General features: G+C 72.3%; 14 protein-coding genes. 4 read left to right on the top strand and 10 right to left on the bottom strand.

All coding sequences use genetic code 11. From position 1 onward, the window contains the following. Positions 1–9: 9 nt before the first annotated feature. The 3 genes from BM342_RS17675 to BM342_RS17665 all read right to left on the bottom strand — a co-directional run bounded on the left by BM342_RS17675 (position 10) and on the right by BM342_RS17665 (position 4006). Positions 10–1197 carry an acyl-CoA dehydrogenase family protein gene (locus BM342_RS17675; RefSeq protein ID WP_092968444.1) on the bottom strand — a complete coding sequence of 396 codons (1188 nt, stop codon included), beginning with the start codon at positions 1195–1197 and terminating at the stop codon, positions 10–12. Beyond that, complete coding sequence (locus BM342_RS17670; protein ID WP_092968443.1) at positions 1187–3295, bottom strand: ATP-binding protein; 2109 nt, start codon at positions 3293–3295, stop codon at positions 1187–1189. The genes BM342_RS17675 and BM342_RS17670 overlap by 11 nt, the downstream gene beginning before the upstream one ends. A gap of 132 nt (positions 3296–3427) precedes the next feature. Beyond that, the gene (locus BM342_RS17665) at positions 3428–4006 is read right to left on the bottom strand and encodes a TetR/AcrR family transcriptional regulator (protein WP_092968442.1); all 579 of its coding nucleotides are present in this window, start codon (positions 4004–4006) and stop codon (positions 3428–3430) included. A gap of 158 nt (positions 4007–4164) precedes the next feature. On the opposite strand from BM342_RS17665, the gene BM342_RS17660 reads away from it, so the two are divergent. Then, complete coding sequence (locus tag BM342_RS17660) at positions 4165–4890, top strand: MBL fold metallo-hydrolase (RefSeq protein WP_092968441.1); 726 nt, start codon at positions 4165–4167, stop codon at positions 4888–4890. Positions 4891–4946: 56 nt separating this feature from the next. Here BM342_RS17660 and BM342_RS17655 read toward each other — a convergent pair whose 3' ends face one another. The 3 genes from BM342_RS17655 to BM342_RS17645 all read right to left on the bottom strand — a co-directional run bounded on the left by BM342_RS17655 (position 4947) and on the right by BM342_RS17645 (position 9010). Next, complete coding sequence (locus tag BM342_RS17655) at positions 4947–5618, bottom strand: GAP family protein (RefSeq protein WP_092968439.1); 672 nt, start codon at positions 5616–5618, stop codon at positions 4947–4949. Continuing rightward, positions 5615–7318 (bottom strand): SulP family inorganic anion transporter, encoded by a 1704-nt coding sequence (locus tag BM342_RS17650; RefSeq protein ID WP_092968437.1) that lies wholly within the window; start codon positions 7316–7318, stop codon positions 5615–5617. Before BM342_RS17650 ends, BM342_RS17655 begins: the two co-directional genes overlap by 4 nt. A gap of 84 nt (positions 7319–7402) precedes the next feature. Further along, positions 7403–9010: a carboxyl transferase domain-containing protein gene (locus BM342_RS17645; RefSeq protein ID WP_092968435.1), complete on the bottom strand. Its 1608-nt coding sequence runs from the start codon at positions 9008–9010 to the stop codon at positions 7403–7405. 122 nt (positions 9011–9132) lie between these two features. On the opposite strand from BM342_RS17645, the gene BM342_RS17640 reads away from it, so the two are divergent. Continuing rightward, complete coding sequence (locus BM342_RS17640; RefSeq protein ID WP_092968434.1) at positions 9133–9801, top strand: TetR/AcrR family transcriptional regulator; 669 nt, start codon at positions 9133–9135, stop codon at positions 9799–9801. Beyond that, the gene (locus BM342_RS17635; RefSeq protein WP_092968433.1) at positions 9780–10262 is read left to right on the top strand and encodes a GNAT family N-acetyltransferase; all 483 of its coding nucleotides are present in this window, start codon (positions 9780–9782) and stop codon (positions 10260–10262) included. Before BM342_RS17640 ends, BM342_RS17635 begins: the two co-directional genes overlap by 22 nt. 69 nt (positions 10263–10331) lie before the next feature. Here the strand turns inward: BM342_RS17635 and BM342_RS17630 are convergent, their stop codons facing one another. From BM342_RS17630 to pdhA, 4 genes are all read right to left on the bottom strand, one after another. Continuing rightward, the gene (locus BM342_RS17630) at positions 10332–10643 is read right to left on the bottom strand and encodes a 4a-hydroxytetrahydrobiopterin dehydratase (RefSeq protein ID WP_092968432.1); all 312 of its coding nucleotides are present in this window, start codon (positions 10641–10643) and stop codon (positions 10332–10334) included. Between the two features lie 151 nt (positions 10644–10794). After that, on the bottom strand, positions 10795–12216 hold the full coding sequence (locus BM342_RS17625) for a dihydrolipoamide acetyltransferase family protein (protein WP_092968431.1): 1422 nt from the start codon (positions 12214–12216) through the stop codon (positions 10795–10797). 2 nt (positions 12217–12218) lie between these two features. Next, positions 12219–13229 (bottom strand): alpha-ketoacid dehydrogenase subunit beta, encoded by a 1011-nt coding sequence (locus BM342_RS17620; protein ID WP_092968430.1) that lies wholly within the window; start codon positions 13227–13229, stop codon positions 12219–12221. After that, positions 13226–14401: a pyruvate dehydrogenase (acetyl-transferring) E1 component subunit alpha gene (pdhA, locus tag BM342_RS17615; RefSeq protein WP_092968429.1), complete on the bottom strand. Its 1176-nt coding sequence runs from the start codon at positions 14399–14401 to the stop codon at positions 13226–13228. Before pdhA ends, BM342_RS17620 begins: the two co-directional genes overlap by 4 nt. Before the next feature lie 164 nt (positions 14402–14565). On the opposite strand from pdhA, the gene BM342_RS17610 reads away from it, so the two are divergent. Then, on the top strand, positions 14566–15030 hold the full coding sequence (locus BM342_RS17610) for an Lrp/AsnC family transcriptional regulator (protein ID WP_092968425.1): 465 nt from the start codon (positions 14566–14568) through the stop codon (positions 15028–15030). Positions 15031–15219 lie beyond the last annotated feature (189 nt).

Here is a 15219-nt window from a genome sequence, read left to right as displayed (position 1 = left end):
CGTGTGCTCCTATGCGGTCGGCACGAGCTGCTCGGCGCCGATGCCGAGCTCGCGCGTGATGATCATGAGCTGCACCTCGGTGGTGCCCTCGCCGATCTCGAGGATCTTCGAGTCGCGGTAGTGGCGGGCCACGGCGTTCTCGTTCATGAAGCCGTAGCCGCCGAAGATCTGCGTCGCGTCGCGTGCGTTGTCCATGGCCGCCTCCCCGCACACCATCTTGGCGATGGATGCCTCCAGTGTGAAGGGCTTGCCCGCATCGAGCTTGCGCGCCGCGTCGTGCCAGGCGAGCCGCGCCTGGTGCACACGGGCCTGCATGCGCGCGATCTTGAACGCGATGTGCTGGTTCGAGCCGATGCTCGTGCCGAACACGCGACGCTCGTTCGCGTAGCGCATGGCCTCTTCGAGGCAGCCCTGGGCGGCGCCCGTCGCGAGCGCCGCGAACGCGACGCGACCCTCGTTGAGCGTGCGCAGGAAGTTCGCGTAGCCGCGGCCCCGCTCGCCGAGCAGGTTCGACGCGGGCACGCGCACATCGCGCAGCGTGAGGGGGTGCGTGTCGGAGGTGTGCCAGCCGACCTTGTCGTAGCCCGGCTCGACCGTGAAGCCCGGGGTGTCGTTCGGCACGATGATCGTCGAGAGCTCGGGCTTGAGCTCGCCGCGGGCGCCCACACGCTGCCCCGTCACGGCGGTGATCGTCACGAAGCGCGTGATGGGCGTACCCGAGTTGGTGATGAACTGCTTCGATCCGTTGATGACCCACTGGTCGCCGACGAGATCGGCCGTGGTCGCCGTGGCGCCGGCATCGCTGCCCGCCCCGGCCTCGGTCAGGCCGAACCCGGCGAGCGCCCGCCCCGTGACGAGATCGGGCAGGTACTCGGCCTGCTGCTCGGACGTGCCGTGCCGGTAGACCGGCATGACGCCGAGCCCGACGCCCGCCTCGAGCGTGACGCCGATCGACTGGTCGACCCGGCCGAGCGCCTCGACGGCGAGGCACAGCTGGAAGTACGTCTTGCCCTGCCCGCCGACCTCCTTCGGGAACGGCAGCCCGAACAGGCCCATGTCGCCCATCTGCGCGATGATCTCCATCGGCAGGCGGCGCTGCGTGTCGTACTCGTATGCGGCCGGGGCGACGACGCGGTCGGCGAAGTCGGCGACGTCGTCGGAGAGGCGCTGCTCCTCGTCGGTGAGGTCATACTGCATGCGTTGGCTCCTGTTCGTGTGCTTCCCGGGTCTCGGGGAGATCGGATGCGGGTGCGGATGCTGCGTCGATGGTGTCGCTCGCAGGTTCGGTAGGTGCGGGCTCGATGCGCGCGACCGGCTGGTCGCGCGAGACCAGGTCGCCGACGGATGCCGCGAGACGCACGGTTCCGGCCGCGGTGGCGGTGATGCGGTGCTCCATCTTCATGGCCTCGATCGCGATGATCGGGTCGCCGGCGTCGACCGGGTCGCCGTCGGCGACGAAGACGGCCGTGACGGTGCCGGGCATGGGCGCGCGCAGGTCGGGGCTCAGCGCCACGCCGCCCCGCACGGCGAGTGCGCGACGGGCCTCCGCGCGGGCACGGCGATCGACCTGGAGGAACGCGGTCGTGCCCCCGAGGTCGTGCACCCAGACCGTGCCGTCGGCGGCGATGCGCACGACCGGCTCGGCATGGGGGGCGGAGGGAGCGGAGGGGGTGGCGACCACGACGGCATCGGGGTCGTCACGCGGGGCGAGGAGCACGGCCGGGGTGCGGTGGGCGCCCACGCGCCAGCCCGAGGCATCCGTCCAGGCGGCCGGGCCGTCGGCACCCTGCGTGCGGCGCGCGCGGTCGGCGGCGCCCGCTGCGCGGGCGAGCACGGCGGATGCCGCGGCGGCCAGCTGCTCGGGGCTCGGCGGCTCGGCGGCGGCGGGCGGCATCCGCCCGATGAGGTTCGTGTCGAGGGCGCCCGCGCGCACCTCGGGCTCGGCGATCAGCCGCCGCACGAACGAGAGGTTCGTGTCGACGCCCAGCACGACGGTCTCGGCGAGCGCCGCGTCGAGCCGGTCGAGCGCCTCTGCACGGTCGGCGCCGAACGCGATCACCTTCGCGAGCATGGGGTCGTAGTCGGCGGTGATGACCTGCCCCGTGCGGATGCCGGCGTCGACGCGTACGCCGTCGCCGGTCGCGGGCCGCCACTCGAGCAGCTCGCCCGTCGAGGGCAGGAAACCTCGCTCTGGCGACTCGGCGTAGACGCGCGCCTCGATCGCGTGGCCCGTGAGCCGCACGTCGTGCTGGGCGAGGCCGAGCCGCTGCCCGGCGGCGATGCGCAGTTGCTGCTCGACGAGGTCGACGCCCGTGACGAGCTCGGTCACGGGGTGCTCGACCTGCAGCCGGGTGTTCATCTCGATGAAGAAGAACTCGTCGGGCGCGGCATCCGAGACCAGAAACTCGACCGTGCCGGCGCCCAGGTAGTCGACGCTGCGGGCCGCGTCGCAGGCCGCACGGCCGATGCGCTCGCGCGTTTCCGCGTCGAGGAGCGGCGACGGCGCCTCCTCGACGACCTTCTGGTGGCGGCGCTGCAACGAGCACTCGCGCTCGCCGAGGTGGATGACGGCCCCGAAGGCGTCGGCGAGCACCTGCACCTCGATGTGCCTCGGCCGTTCGATGAGGCGCTCGAGCAGGAGCGTGTCGTCGCCGAACGAGGTGCGGGCCACTCGCCTGGCGGCCGGGATCGCCTCGGCGAGCTCGGACGCGTCGCGGGCGATCTGCATGCCCTTGCCGCCGCCGCCCGCCGAGGGCTTCACGAGCAGCGGGAATCCGATCCGCTCGCCGGCGGCGAGGAGGGCGGCATCGTCGCGGGCGGCGCCGTCGAGGTCCGCGTCGGAGACGCCGGGCACGACCGGGACGCCGGATGCCGCGACGTGCGCCTTCGCGCGGATCTTGTCGCCCATGACGGCGAGCGCCTCATCGCCCGGGCCGACGAAGACGATGCCGGCGTCTCGACACGCCTGGGCGAACCCCGCGTGCTCGGAGAGGAACCCGTAGCCGGGATGCACGGCCTGCGCGCCCGACTCGAGCGCGGCGGCCACGAGTCGTGCGGGGTCGAGATAGCTCTGCGCGGCCGGTGCCGGCCCGATGCGCACGGCCTCGTCGGCGAGGCGCACGTGCGGGGCATCGGCGTCGGCGTCGGAGAACACGGCGATCGAGCGGATGCCGAGGCGGCGCAGCGTGCGGATGACCCGCACGGCGATCTCGCCGCGGTTGGCGACGAGCACGCGCTCGAACGGGCGGGCGCCGTCGTCGGCCGTGCCCGGCTGCGTACCCGAGTGGATGCCCATCTGCGTGTCGTCTGCCTCTCTGCAGGATGCACGCCGAGCGAAATCGGTTAGCGTGCACTAACTGGAATCGATGTTAGTGATCACTAACTGAAATCGCAAGCGCGCAGGGCGCCCGGCCGCGCGGCGCGGCGACTACCGCCCGGCGGAGGCTCGCGCCGCGACGGCGGCGACCAGCGCATCCACGCCGAACTCGAACGCCCGGTCCACATCGCCGCCGAGGCGGAACGCCCCCGCGAGCTCCATGCTCACGAAGCCGTTGGCCCAGGCCGTGAAGGTCCGCGCGGCGTCGAGGGCGTGCTCCTCGCCAGCGAGGTCACTCGCGGCATCCAGCACGGCGACGCTCGACGCGCGCAACGTCTCGCCGTCGAGGTGGAGTTCGGAGCCCGGTGCGAACACGATGCGGAACGCGACGGGCCTGCGGTGTGCGAACGCGCGCAGCGCATGCGCGAGTGCGACGAGGCGCGCCCGAGGGTCGGCGCCCGCCCGCTCGGCGGCGAGATCGGCCTCTTCGCCGAGTTCGCGGAGCGTGGCGTCGGCTACAAGCGCGATGAGGGCATCGCGCCCGCTCACGCGCTTGTAGAGCGACGGAGCACGGACCCCGACCCGCGTGGCGACGGCCTGCATGGTGAGGCCGTCGACTCCGCCGAGCTCGAGCAGATCGCGGCCGGCCTCGACGATCGCGGCGAGGGAGGTTCGGTCGGGCGTCGGCATGGAGGCTCCTTCGGTGATGCACTGCGGATGCCGGCGCGTCGCGACATCCCGTCCGATATGGCTATTGACGTTAGCCATCATAGCTATGTATCGTAGCCATCGCCACCCCGGACGGCAGACCGCCGCCGAGACCGAACAGACCGAGACCGGAGCACCCCATGCGACTCGCACCCTCACTGCACCGCGTCGGCAACGACATCGTCGCCGTCTACCTCGTCGAGACGCCCGAGGGCGTCACGGTGATCGACGCCGGGCTCGCCGGCCAGTGGAAGGAGTTCCTCGCCGAGCTCGAGGCCATGGGCCGCTCGCTCGCCGACGTGCGCGGCGTCGTGCTCACGCACGGCGACAGCGACCACATCGGGTTCGCCGAACGCCTGCGCCGCGACCACGGCGTGCCCGTGTTCGTGCACGAGGCCGATGCCGCGCGCGCCCGCGGCGAGGAGTCCAGCAAGCCCGAATGGGGCCACATGAAGCTCGGGGCCACGGCGAAGTTCTTCTGGTACGCGATGCGCAAGAACGGACTGCGCACGACCCCGGTCACCGAGGTCGTCGCAGTGCGCGACGGCGACGTGCTCGACCTGCCCGGCTCGCCCGTGGTGATCGGGCTGCCCGGCCACTCCCCCGGCAGCATCGCGATCCACGTGCCCGCGGTCGACGCCGTGTTCGTCGGAGACGGCCTCACGACCCGGCACGTGCTGACGGGCGCGACCGGCCCGCAGCCGGCGCCGTTCACCGACGATCCCGCCGAGGCGCTCGCCTCGCTGCACCGCATCGCGGGCCTCGGGGCCGCATGGGTGCTGCCCGGGCACGGGTCGCCCTGGCATGGCGGCGTCGAGCAGGCGGTCGCCGACGTCGAGCGCGCGGCCGCGGCATCCGGAGCCTGACGCGGCGCCGTCACCTCACGACCCCGCGCTCGCGCAGGTCGGGCGAGCGCCCCCGATCAGAAGCTGCCGATGCCCTTGCCGAGCAGCGAGACGCCGATCACGAGCAGCAGCACGGCCATGATGACCGCGTTCTCGTGCGCGAGCCACACGCGCAGCGCATCGAGCGGCCCCCGCAGCCTCGCCGATGCGACGAGGTACGCGATCACCGGGATCGCCACGGTGCTGGCCGCGATGACCACGTAGATCGCGATCACGCCGACGACCTCGCCCGTCGACAGCGCGGCCGCCCCGATCGCCGTACCGGCTCCGGCGGCCATGATGAGGTTCTTCGGATTCAGCGCCGAGAGCAGGAACCCCAGCCCGAGCGCGCCGACGAACGTGACCTTGTCGATCGCCTGCATCCACTTCGGGAGCATCGGCTCCTCGCCGGGCTTCGGGCGCTTGCGCCACTGCCCGACGGCGAGCACGAGCAGGCCCGCACCCAGCAGCAACTGGATGACGCCCTGGATCGGCTTGGAGGCGTCGGGATCCTCTTCGGGCAGCACCGACGCGAGCAGCGTGAACACGGTGACCGCCACGATGATGCCCACGAGCCAGCCGAGCAGGAATCCCACGCTCGTGACGCGCGCCTTCGGCGAGAGCAGCATGAGGATCGCCGCGATGATCGGGATCGGGCTGATCGCCACGCCGAGGGCGAGCGGCAGGATGGCGCCGATGGTCTGATTCACGAAGAGCCCTTCTCGGTGGTGCCGGCTTCGGTCGCGGCGGTCTGCGGGGAATCGGTCGCGAGCGCCGCGATCGCCGCGCGATTCGTGTCGAACACGCGCTCGTCGCCGAGCAGGCCGAGCTGCACGAGCCGCCGTCGCGCGGGATCGCGCATGCGGCTGAACGACAGACGCACGCCGCCGGACGCGAGCCAGGCCTTGAGCGCCTCGAACTCCTCCGCGCCGGTCACGTCGATGTCGGTCACGGCCTCCATGTCGATGACGAGCTCGCGCACGGGCCCGCCGTCGGCGTGCTCGGCCGAGGCGACGGCGCCCTTGACGGCCGCCGTGAAGACGCTGCCATTGGCGAAGAAGAGCGGGGCCGCCAGGCGGAGCACGATGACGCCCGGTGCCGTCGTCGTGCCTGCGGGGGCGTCCTCGAGGAGCGACTCGGCCGGGTCGCCCTCGGCCTCGAGCACGTCGATCGCGGGGTTCGCAGCCCGCTTGGCGAGATTGACGAGTGCGAGCACGAACGCGACCAGGATGCCCGGGATCGCACCGACGAACAGCGTCACCAGGAAGCACGCCCCGCCGACGACGAACTCGAACCGGTCCTTGCGCCAGAGGTCGGCGAACTCGCGGATGCCGAGCAGGGGGATGATGGCGACGCCGACGACCGCGCCGATCGCGGGCGACGGGATGTCGGCGAGCAGCGCGGTGCCGAAGAGCAGCAGCAGCAGCGTGCCGACCGCGAGCACGAGCGAAGGCAGCTGCGTGCGGGATCCGGCCTGGTCCATCGCGGCGGTGCGCGAGGTCGAGGAGCCGACCGAGAAGCTGGCCTGCGCACCCGCGGCGACGTTCGCGAGACCGAACGCGAGCAGGTCGCGGTTCGCGTGGAACGGGTAGCGGTGCTTCTCGGCGTACGACCGCGAGACGAGCAGGCCCTCGGCCGTCGTCACGAGCGTGAGCGCCATCGCCGACGGGATGAGGGCGGCCCAGGTCGTCCAGTCGATGACGGGCCAGGTGAGCGCCGGCGGCCCGGCCGGCACCTCGCCCAGCACGTCGACCCCGGCGTCGTCGAGGTTCGCGACGACCACCAGCACGGTCGTGAGCACGAGGACGACGAGCGCCCAGGGCACGGCGCCGAGGAACCGCTTGCCGACGAGCAGCACGGCGACCGAGACCGCCGAGATGGCCAGCGACCAGAGGTTCGTGGTGCCCAGTCCGGTGATGAGCCCGCCGAGCTTGTCGACGAACTCGCCGCCCGAGTCGATCTTGACGCCGAGCATCTTCGCGATCTGGCTGACCATGATGTCGAGCGCGAGCCCGCCGACGAATCCGACGAGGATCGGCTTCGAGAGGAAGTTCGCGAGGAACCCGAGCTTGAACACCGCGAGCAGCACGAACATGACGCCGCAGATGATCGCCTGCGCGAGCGCGAGCGTCGCGTAGTCCGCGCTGCCTGCGGCGGCGAGCCCGCCGATCGAGGACGCGACGAGGGCCGCGGCCGCGGCATCCGGCGACGCGACCACCTGCCGTGACGAGACGACGAGCGCGTACACGACGGTCGGCACGATGAGCGCGTAGAGGCCAGCGGTCGCAGGCAGCCCGGCGATCTGCGCGTATCCGATGTTGAGCGGGATCGCGATGGCGATGAGCGTCACGCCGGCGGTCAGTTCGGTGGCGAGGTGCTTCGCCGTCAGCCCGGCCAGTGGTCGCTGCATTCCGCCCTGATCCCCCTTCGCGCACGCCGACGCGTACGGGAACACTCTTGCACGGGGGCAGGGCTCAGCGGCGGATTCGCCGGGTCACATGCGGAAGAGCCCGAACGCGGGCTCTGGCAACGGCGTGCGGCTGGCGAGCTCGAGCGCCATCGCGAGCACCGTGCGCGTGTCGGCCGGGTCGATGATGCCGTCGTCCCAGAGCCGCGCGGTCGAGTGGTAGGGGCTGCCCTGCTGCTCGTACTGCTCGCGGATCGGGGCCTTGAACGCCTCCGCCGCGGCATCCGACCATTCCTCGCCCCGCACTGCGAGCTGGTCGCCCTTGACCGTGGAGAGGACGGATGCCGCCTGCTCGCCGCCCATGACCGAGATGCGCGCGTTCGGCCACATGAAGAGGAACCGCGGCGAGTACGCGCGCCCGCACATGGAGTAGTTGCCGGCGCCGAAGGAACCGCCGATCACGACCGTGAGCTTCGGCACGCGGGTCGTGGCGACCGCGGTGACCATCTTCGCGCCGTGCTTGGCGATGCCGCCCGCCTCGGCGTCGCGCCCGACCATGAAGCCCGAGATGTTCTGCAGGAACAGCAGCGGGATGCCGCGCTGGTCGCAGAGCTCGATGAAATGGGCGCCCTTCATGGCCGATTCGCTGAACAGCACGCCGTTGTTCGCGACGATGCCGACCGGGTGGCCGTCGAGGTGCGCGAACCCGGTGACGAGCGTGTCGCCGTAGTCGGGCTTGAACTCGGTGAACTCGCTCGCGTCGACGAGCCGCGCGATGACCTCGCGCACGTCGTACGGCTGCTGCACGTCGACCGGCACGGCGGCCGTGAGGCCCGCGGGGTCGACGAGCGGGGGCCGCGACTCGCGGACGGCCCAGGCGCGCGGCGCCGGCTCGGGCAGCGTCGCGACCATGTCGCGCACGGTCTCGAGCGCGTGCTCGTCGTCGTCGGCCAGGTGGTCGGTGACCCCAGAGACGCGCGAGTGGAGATCGCCGCCGCCGAGCTCCTCGGGCGTGACGACCTCGCCGATCGCGGCCTTCACGAGCGGCGGGCCGCCGAGGAAGATCGTGCCCTGGTCGCGCACGATGACGGACTCGTCGCTCATCGCCGGCACGTAGGCGCCGCCCGCCGTGCACGAGCCGAGCACGGCCGCGAGCTGCGGGATGCGCATCGACGAGAGCTGCGCCTGGTTGAAGAAGATCCGCCCGAAGTGCTCGCGGTCGGGGAACACGTCGTCCTGCATGGGCAGGAACGCGCCGCCCGAGTCGACGAGGTAGATGCACGGCAGCCGGTGCTCGCGCGCGACCTCCTGCGCCCGGAGGTGCTTCTTGACCGTCATCGGGTAGTAGGTGCCCCCCTTGACCGTCGCGTCGTTGCAGACCACGACCACCGGGCGACCGTGCACGAGGCCGACGCCCGTGATGATGCCCGCCCCGGGCGAGTCGCCGCCGTACATGCCGTCGGCGGCGAGCGGCGAGAGCTCGAGGAACGGGCTGCCCTCGTCGAGCAGGCGGTCGACCCGGTCGCGCGGCAGCAGCTTGCCGCGCGCGACATGGCGGTCGCGGGATGCCTCGGGGCCGCCGCGTGCGGCCGCGGCGAGGCGCCTGCGCAGCTCGCCGACGAGCTCGGCGTGCGCGTCGGCGTTGCGCCTGGCGCCTTCGCCGGATCGGTCGATCGCCGTCGTGAGTGTCGTCATCGGCCCTCCGCCTCGTCGCGAGCCGCGCCGTGCGGCGGGTGGGGACCGGCCCTTGTGCGACCTCGCGATTTTCGGTTAGTGTTCACTAACTCGATTCCCGAGGTTAGCGAGCAGGCATCGAAATGGCAAGAACACCCGCAGCAGCCCCCACGGCGGCACAGCCGGCACCGTCGACGCCGCAGGCACCGACCCAGGCGGCACCGGCGCTCACCGAGCGCGGCCGCCAGAAGGCCGACCGTCGCGCCGCGATCCTCACGGCCGCCGCGCGCCTGTTCGCCGAGCGCGGCTACGCGGGCGTGACCATCGAAGACCTCGGCGCCGCCGTCGGCGTCAGCGGCCCGGCCGTCTACCGGCATTTCACGGGCAAGTCCGCGGTGCTCGCCGCCATCCTCGAGGACGCCAGCCGGTCGCTGCTCGACGGCGCCGAGCACGTGCTCGCCGACGCGCCCGACGCGGCCTCCGCGCTGCGCTCGCTCATCCGCTTCCACGTCGACTTCGCGCTCGGCCAGGCCGACGTGATCGCCGTGCAGGATCGCGAACTCGAACAACTCGACGCCGGCGTCCGCCACGAGGTGCGCTCGCTGCAGCGACGCTACGTCGAACGCTGGGTCGCCACCCTCGCAGAGCTCAGGCCCGACCGGGTCGAGGTGGAGCTGCGGTTCCGGGCACACGCCGCCTTCGGACTGCTCAACTCCACACCGCACAGCGCCCGCACCCCTGGGCGCAGACCCGCCGACGGCACCGTCCGCGGCATCCTCGAGGAGATGGCATGGGCGAGCCTCATGTCGTGAGCCTGCGCGCGACCCGCGACACGGATCTCGACACCCTGTTCCTGATCGGGCACGACCCAGTCGCCGTGCAGATGGCCGCGTTCACCGCGCCCGACCCCGACGATCGTGCGACGTTCGACGCGCACTGGCGGCGGCTCATGGCCGACCCCGCGACCGACGTGCGAACCGTGCGCGCCGACGGCGAGATCGTCGGGAGCGTCGGCCGCTGGTACGACGACGGCACCGCCGAGGTCACCACGTGGATCGACCGCGCGCACTGGGGCCTCGGCATCGCCACGCGGGCGATGCGGATCTTCCTCGACGTGCTCGACGAACGACCCGTGCGGGCGCGCGTGGCCGGCGACAATGCCGGGTCGATCCGGGTGCTCGAGCACCTCGGCTTCGAGCAGGTCGCCACCGAGCACGGCTTCGCGAACGCCCGCGACGCCGAGATCGAGGAGCGCGTGTACCTGCTCCGCTGAGCGGATGCCGCGACCGGGCGGATGCCGTGCCTCAGCCTGCGCGCTGCGGCTCAGCCTGCGCGCTGCGCGTCAGTCTGCGCGCTGCGCGCCCGCGGCGCCGGCGAGCACGTCGATGCGCCGGGCGAGTTCGAGATCGCGAGAAGTCACGCCTCCCACGTCGTGGGAACTCAGCTCGAACACGACGCGGCCCCACCCGAGCTGCACGTCGGGATGGTGATCGAGCTCGTCGGCGACCGGTGCGACCGCGTCGAGCACGCGGACGGCGCCTGCGAAGTCGTCGGTCCGGTAGGCGCCCACGAGCCGGTCGCCCGTGTGGACGAAGGCCGTGCGCGCGAGCGCGTCGACGGTCTCTGCGGGTGCGAGGATGCGCTGCGGGTCCATGACCCCATCCTCCTCCCCGGTCGCCGCCGTGGCGAGGGCGGACGCGCGCACCTCGCGACGTCGCGATCGGTCACGAGCCTCCGAAGCGCACCGCGACCGGCCGCGGCATCGGAACGGGCCGACCGGCGGCAGGCCCGTTCCGACGCCCGGGTCAGACCATCGTCAGCGCACGCGCCGGATCCCGCAGGATCGCGCCGACATCGGTGAGGAACGACGCGGCCTGCTGCCCGTCGACCAGGCGGTGGTCGAACGAGAGGCTCAGCGTCATGACCTCGCGCAGGGCGACCTCGCCGCGGAACTCCCACGGCTGGCGGCGCACGGCCCCGGTCGCGAGGATCACGGCTTCGCCGGGGTTCAGGATCGGCGTGCCCGCATCGACGCCGAAGACGCCGACGTTCGTGATCGAGAGCGTGCCGCCCGACAGGTCGGCCGGACGCGTGCGCCCCTCGCGGGCCGTGACGGCGAGCTCGCCGATCGCGTCGGCCAGTTCGATGAGCGTCAGTCGCTCGGCCGCCTTGACATTCGGCACGACGAGTCCGCGTTCGGTGGCCGCGGCGATGCCGAGGTTCACCGACGCGAACTGCACGATCTCCTGAGCGTCCTCGTCCCAACGGGCGTTGACGTCGGGGGTCCGCCGGGCGGCGAGGCACACGGCCTTCGCCACCACCGCGAGGGGGGTGACGCGGTGCCCGGCGAACGCGCGGTCCTCGCGCAGGCTGCGCACGAGCTCCATGGTCGCGGTGACGTCGACCGTGAGGAACTCCGTGACGTGCGGCGCGGTGAACGCGCTCGCGACCATCGCGGCGGCCGTGTGCTTGCGCACGCCCCTGATCGGGATCCTCACGTCGCCGGCACCCGACCGGTCGATCCCGCCGACGCGATCGGCATCGCCCGACCGCATCGAGTCCGGAGTTCCGAGATCGGGCGACCTGAGACCGGATGCCGCGGCCTCGACGTCGGCGCGCGTGACGAGTCCGCGCTCGCCCGAGCCGTGCACCTGCGCGAGGTCGATGCCCAGGTCATGCGCGAGCTTGCGCACGGGCGGCGTCGAACGGGGACGCTCGGCCGACACCACGGGTGCCTGGTCTGCGCGCTCCGGCGCGACCGTGGCCGCCGCTTCCGCTCCCTCGGGCAGGGCGGGCACGAGGTCGCCGGCGAGCGCGGCCCGCCTGGCTCGGCGCTTCGGGCCGGACTCGGCACGAGCGCCGTAGCCGACGAGGTTCGGGCCGGACGCGGCATCCGTCGCCTCGACGACGACCGCGGCCGACGAGACCTGAGCCTCAGCCGCCGGGGCCGCCGCGGCATCCGGCACCGAGGGCTGCTCGGCATCGCCCTCGCCCGTGTCGCACGAGAACAACGGCTCGCCCACGTTGACGGTCTCACCCTCGCCCGCGTGCAGCGCGGTCACGACGCCCGCGAACGGCGACGGCAGTTCGACCACGGCCTTCGCGGTCTCGACGTCGGCGATGATCTGGTTGAGCTCGACCCGATCGCCCACGGCGACGCGCCAGGCGACGATCTCCGACTCGGTCAGCCCCTCGCCGAGGTCGGGCAACGGGAAGTCGCGGATCATGCTCATGCCTCCACTCCGCTCAGCGAGTTGGGCCGGCCGAGCACCCGGTCGACGCCGTCGAGCATGCGGTCGAGGTCGGGCAGGTGGTGGCGTTCGAGCTTCGCGGGCGGGTACGGGATGTCGTGGCCGGTGATGCGCACGGGCGCGGCCTCGAGGAACTCGAAGCAGCGCTCGGTGATGCTCGCCGCGATCTCGGCGCCGAGCCCGAGCTGCTGCCCGGCCTCGTGCGCGATGACCAGGCGTCCGGTGCGACGCACCGAGGCGGCCACCGTCGTCAGGTCCATCGGCGAGAGCGAGCGCAGGTCGATGACCTCGAGCGAGACGCCCTCCTCGCGCGCGGCGGTCGCGGCGTCGCGCGCAGTCTGCACGAGCGCTCCGTAGGTCACGAGGGTGACGTCGGTTCCGGATGCCACGATCGAGGCGACGCCCATCGGCTTCGCGTCGGCGAGGCTCGCCGTCTCGTCGACCTCGCCCTTGACGTGGTAGCGGCGCTTGGGCTCGAAGAAGAGCACGGGGTCATCGCTCGCGATGGCCTGCTGGACCATGACGTAGGCCTCGGCGGCGTCGGAGCAGGCGACGACGCGCAGCCCCGCGGTGTGCGCGAAGTACGCCTCGGGCGACTCCGAGTGGTGCTCGGCCGCGCCGATTCCGCCGCCGAACGGCACGCGGATCGTGATGGGCATGCGCACGTTGCCGCGCGAGCGGTAGTGCAGCTTCGCGACCTGGGCGACGATCTGGTCGAAGCCCGGGTAGATGAAGCCGTCGAACTGGATCTCGACCACCGGCCGGAACCCGCGGTACGCGAGCCCGACGGCGGTGCCGATGAGCCCTGCCTCCGAGAGCGGCGAGTCGACCACGCGGTGCGCGCCGAACTCGGACTTGAGGCCGTCGGTCACGCGGAACACGCCGCCCAGGGTGCCGATGTCCTCTCCCATGAGCACGACGCGATCGTCGCCCGCGAGGGCGCGGCGGAGGCCGGCGTTGATGGCGCCTCCGAGGGTGAGCGTGGTCATCGTGCGCCTCCCTCGGTCGGGGCCTTCGAGGCGGTCGAGGCGGTCGCCGGGGCATCCGTCGACGGATCGTCGAACTGCGCGAGGTACTTCGCGTAGTGCTCGCGCTGGCGCTCGAGGTGGGAGTTCGGCTCGACGTAGACGTGGTCGAACACGCTCATTGGCTCGGGGTCGGTCATGGTCGCGATCGACGCGCGCAGGGCGCCCGCCGCTCGTGACGCCTCGGCCTCGACCTCGCGGTCGAGCTCCTCACGGTCGATGCCGGATGCCGCGAGCAGCGCGCCGACTCTCGCGATCGGGTCGCGTGCGCGCCAGTCGGCGAGCTCGTCGTCGGTGCGGTACCGCTTCGGGTCGTCGGCCGTCGTGTGCGGACCCATGCGGTACGTCACGGCCTCGATGAAGGTCGGGCCGCCGCCGCGCCGGGCGCGATCGAGCGCGACGCGCGTCGCCGCGAGCACGGCGAGCACGTCGTTGCCGTCGACGCGGATGCCGGGCACCCCGAACCCGTCGGCGCGGTTCACGAGCGGCTGCTTGGACTGCAGTCCGACGGGCTCCGAGATCGCCCAGCCGTTGTTCTGGCAGAAGAACACGACGGGCGCGTCGAAGGTGGCGGCGAACACGAGGGCCTCGTTCACGTCGCCCTCGCTGGTCGCGCCGTCGCCGAAGTACGCGACCGCCGCGGCATCCGATCCGTCCCAGGCGGCGCCCATGGCCCAGCCCGTCGCGTGCAGCGACTGCGCGCCGATGATGATCTGGGGCACGGCCATGCCGAACTCGTACGGGTTCCAGCCAGACGACGCGGCACCCCGCCACACCCGCAGCACGTCGGCCGGGTCGATGCCGCGAACCCAGGCGACGCCGTGCTCGCGGTAGCTGCCGAACACGAAGTCGTCGGAGCGAAGGGCGCGGGCGGAGCCGACCTGCGCGGCCTCCTGGCCGAGCAGCGGCGGCCAGAGGCCCACCTCGCCCTGACGCTGCAGCGCGATGCCCTCGGCGTCGATGCGACGCAGCACCGACATGTCGCGGTAGAGCCCCCGGAGCGCCTCGGTGTCGATGTCGACGACCCAGCGATCGAGGTCGGGGTCGGGGCGGCGTGCCCCCTCGGGAGTGATGAGCTGGGCGAAGCCCGCGTGCCGGGTCAACAGCCCGGTCGAAGTGGATTCGGATGGCGTCATGGGTGGATCCTCGCTCTCGACGACCGCTTCGTGAGCAGCCGTACCCGGCGACACTGCCGGATACCGCGAGCGTACGTCGAGATGGCACAGCGCTCAAGCATTCGAGAATCCGTTGAGCATGTTGCTCAACACGAGCCACCCACGGGGTGCTATCGTCTGGCAGTATGACCGGCTACGACGACGTCGACCGCGCGCTGCTCGGAGCCCTCGGCCGCGACCCGCGCGCGACGGTCGTCGCGCTCGCCGACCGCCTCGGGCTCTCGCGCAACACGGTGCAGGCGCGCATGGCGCGGCTCGAGACATCCGGAGCCTTCCTCTCGTTCGAGCGCAGCATCGACCCGGCGCCGCTCGGCTACCCGCTCGAGGCGTTCGTCTCGGTGCACCTGCGGCAGAAGCAGCTGACCGAGGTCATCGACCGGATCGCGGAGATCCCCGAGGTGACGCAGGCGCACGGGCTCTCGGGCTCGGTCGACCTGCTCGTGCGCGTCGTGTGCCGCGATGCGCACGACCTGTTCCGCATCGACGGCGTGATCCTCGCGATCGACGGCGTCGAGCGCACCGAGACCTCGCTCGCGATGGGCGAGGTGATCCCCTACCGACTCGGGCCGCTGCTCGGGCGGCCGAGCTGAGCCCGACATGCGCGTCGCGGTGCTCCGCTGCGAGCGACTCCCGAGCTTCGTCACGTGGGAGATCGCCGAGGTCGAGTCCCTGTTCGACGACGATCGACGGCTGATCGACGCGTACCGCGCGCGAGGCGTCGAGGCCGAGAGGCCGTCGCCTGGTCGACGTCCGGGGTCGACTGGGGCGCGTACGACGCC

The organism is Agromyces sp. CF514 (assembly GCF_900113185.1).
Classification (GTDB): Bacteria; Actinomycetota; Actinomycetes; order Actinomycetales; family Microbacteriaceae; genus Agromyces.
The sequence above is the reverse complement of the archived record's forward strand: the minus strand, read 5'-3'. Positions and strand labels throughout refer to the sequence as shown.

Coding starts and splice junctions, on each gene's coding strand:
- BM342_RS17645 (WP_092968435.1), bottom strand. CDS start 9,010: ATGACGACACTCACGACGGCGATCGACCGATCCGGCGAAGGCGCCAGG.
- BM342_RS17665 (WP_092968442.1), bottom strand. CDS start 4,006: ATGCCGACGCCCGACCGAACCTCCCTCGCCGCGATCGTCGAGGCCGGC.
- BM342_RS17635 (WP_092968433.1), top strand. CDS start 9,780: ATGGGCGAGCCTCATGTCGTGAGCCTGCGCGCGACCCGCGACACGGAT.
- BM342_RS17670 (WP_092968443.1), bottom strand. CDS start 3,295: ATGGGCATCCACTCGGGTACGCAGCCGGGCACGGCCGACGACGGCGCC.
- BM342_RS17660 (WP_092968441.1), top strand. CDS start 4,165: ATGCGACTCGCACCCTCACTGCACCGCGTCGGCAACGACATCGTCGCC.
- BM342_RS17625 (WP_092968431.1), bottom strand. CDS start 12,216: ATGATCCGCGACTTCCCGTTGCCCGACCTCGGCGAGGGGCTGACCGAG.
- BM342_RS17620 (WP_092968430.1), bottom strand. CDS start 13,229: ATGACCACGCTCACCCTCGGAGGCGCCATCAACGCCGGCCTCCGCCGC.
- pdhA (WP_092968429.1), bottom strand. CDS start 14,401: ATGACGCCATCCGAATCCACTTCGACCGGGCTGTTGACCCGGCACGCG.
- BM342_RS17610 (WP_092968425.1), top strand. CDS start 14,566: ATGACCGGCTACGACGACGTCGACCGCGCGCTGCTCGGAGCCCTCGGC.
- BM342_RS17675 (WP_092968444.1), bottom strand. CDS start 1,197: ATGCAGTATGACCTCACCGACGAGGAGCAGCGCCTCTCCGACGACGTC.
- BM342_RS17630 (WP_092968432.1), bottom strand. CDS start 10,643: ATGGACCCGCAGCGCATCCTCGCACCCGCAGAGACCGTCGACGCGCTC.
- BM342_RS17640 (WP_092968434.1), top strand. CDS start 9,133: ATGGCAAGAACACCCGCAGCAGCCCCCACGGCGGCACAGCCGGCACCG.
- BM342_RS17650 (WP_092968437.1), bottom strand. CDS start 7,318: ATGCAGCGACCACTGGCCGGGCTGACGGCGAAGCACCTCGCCACCGAA.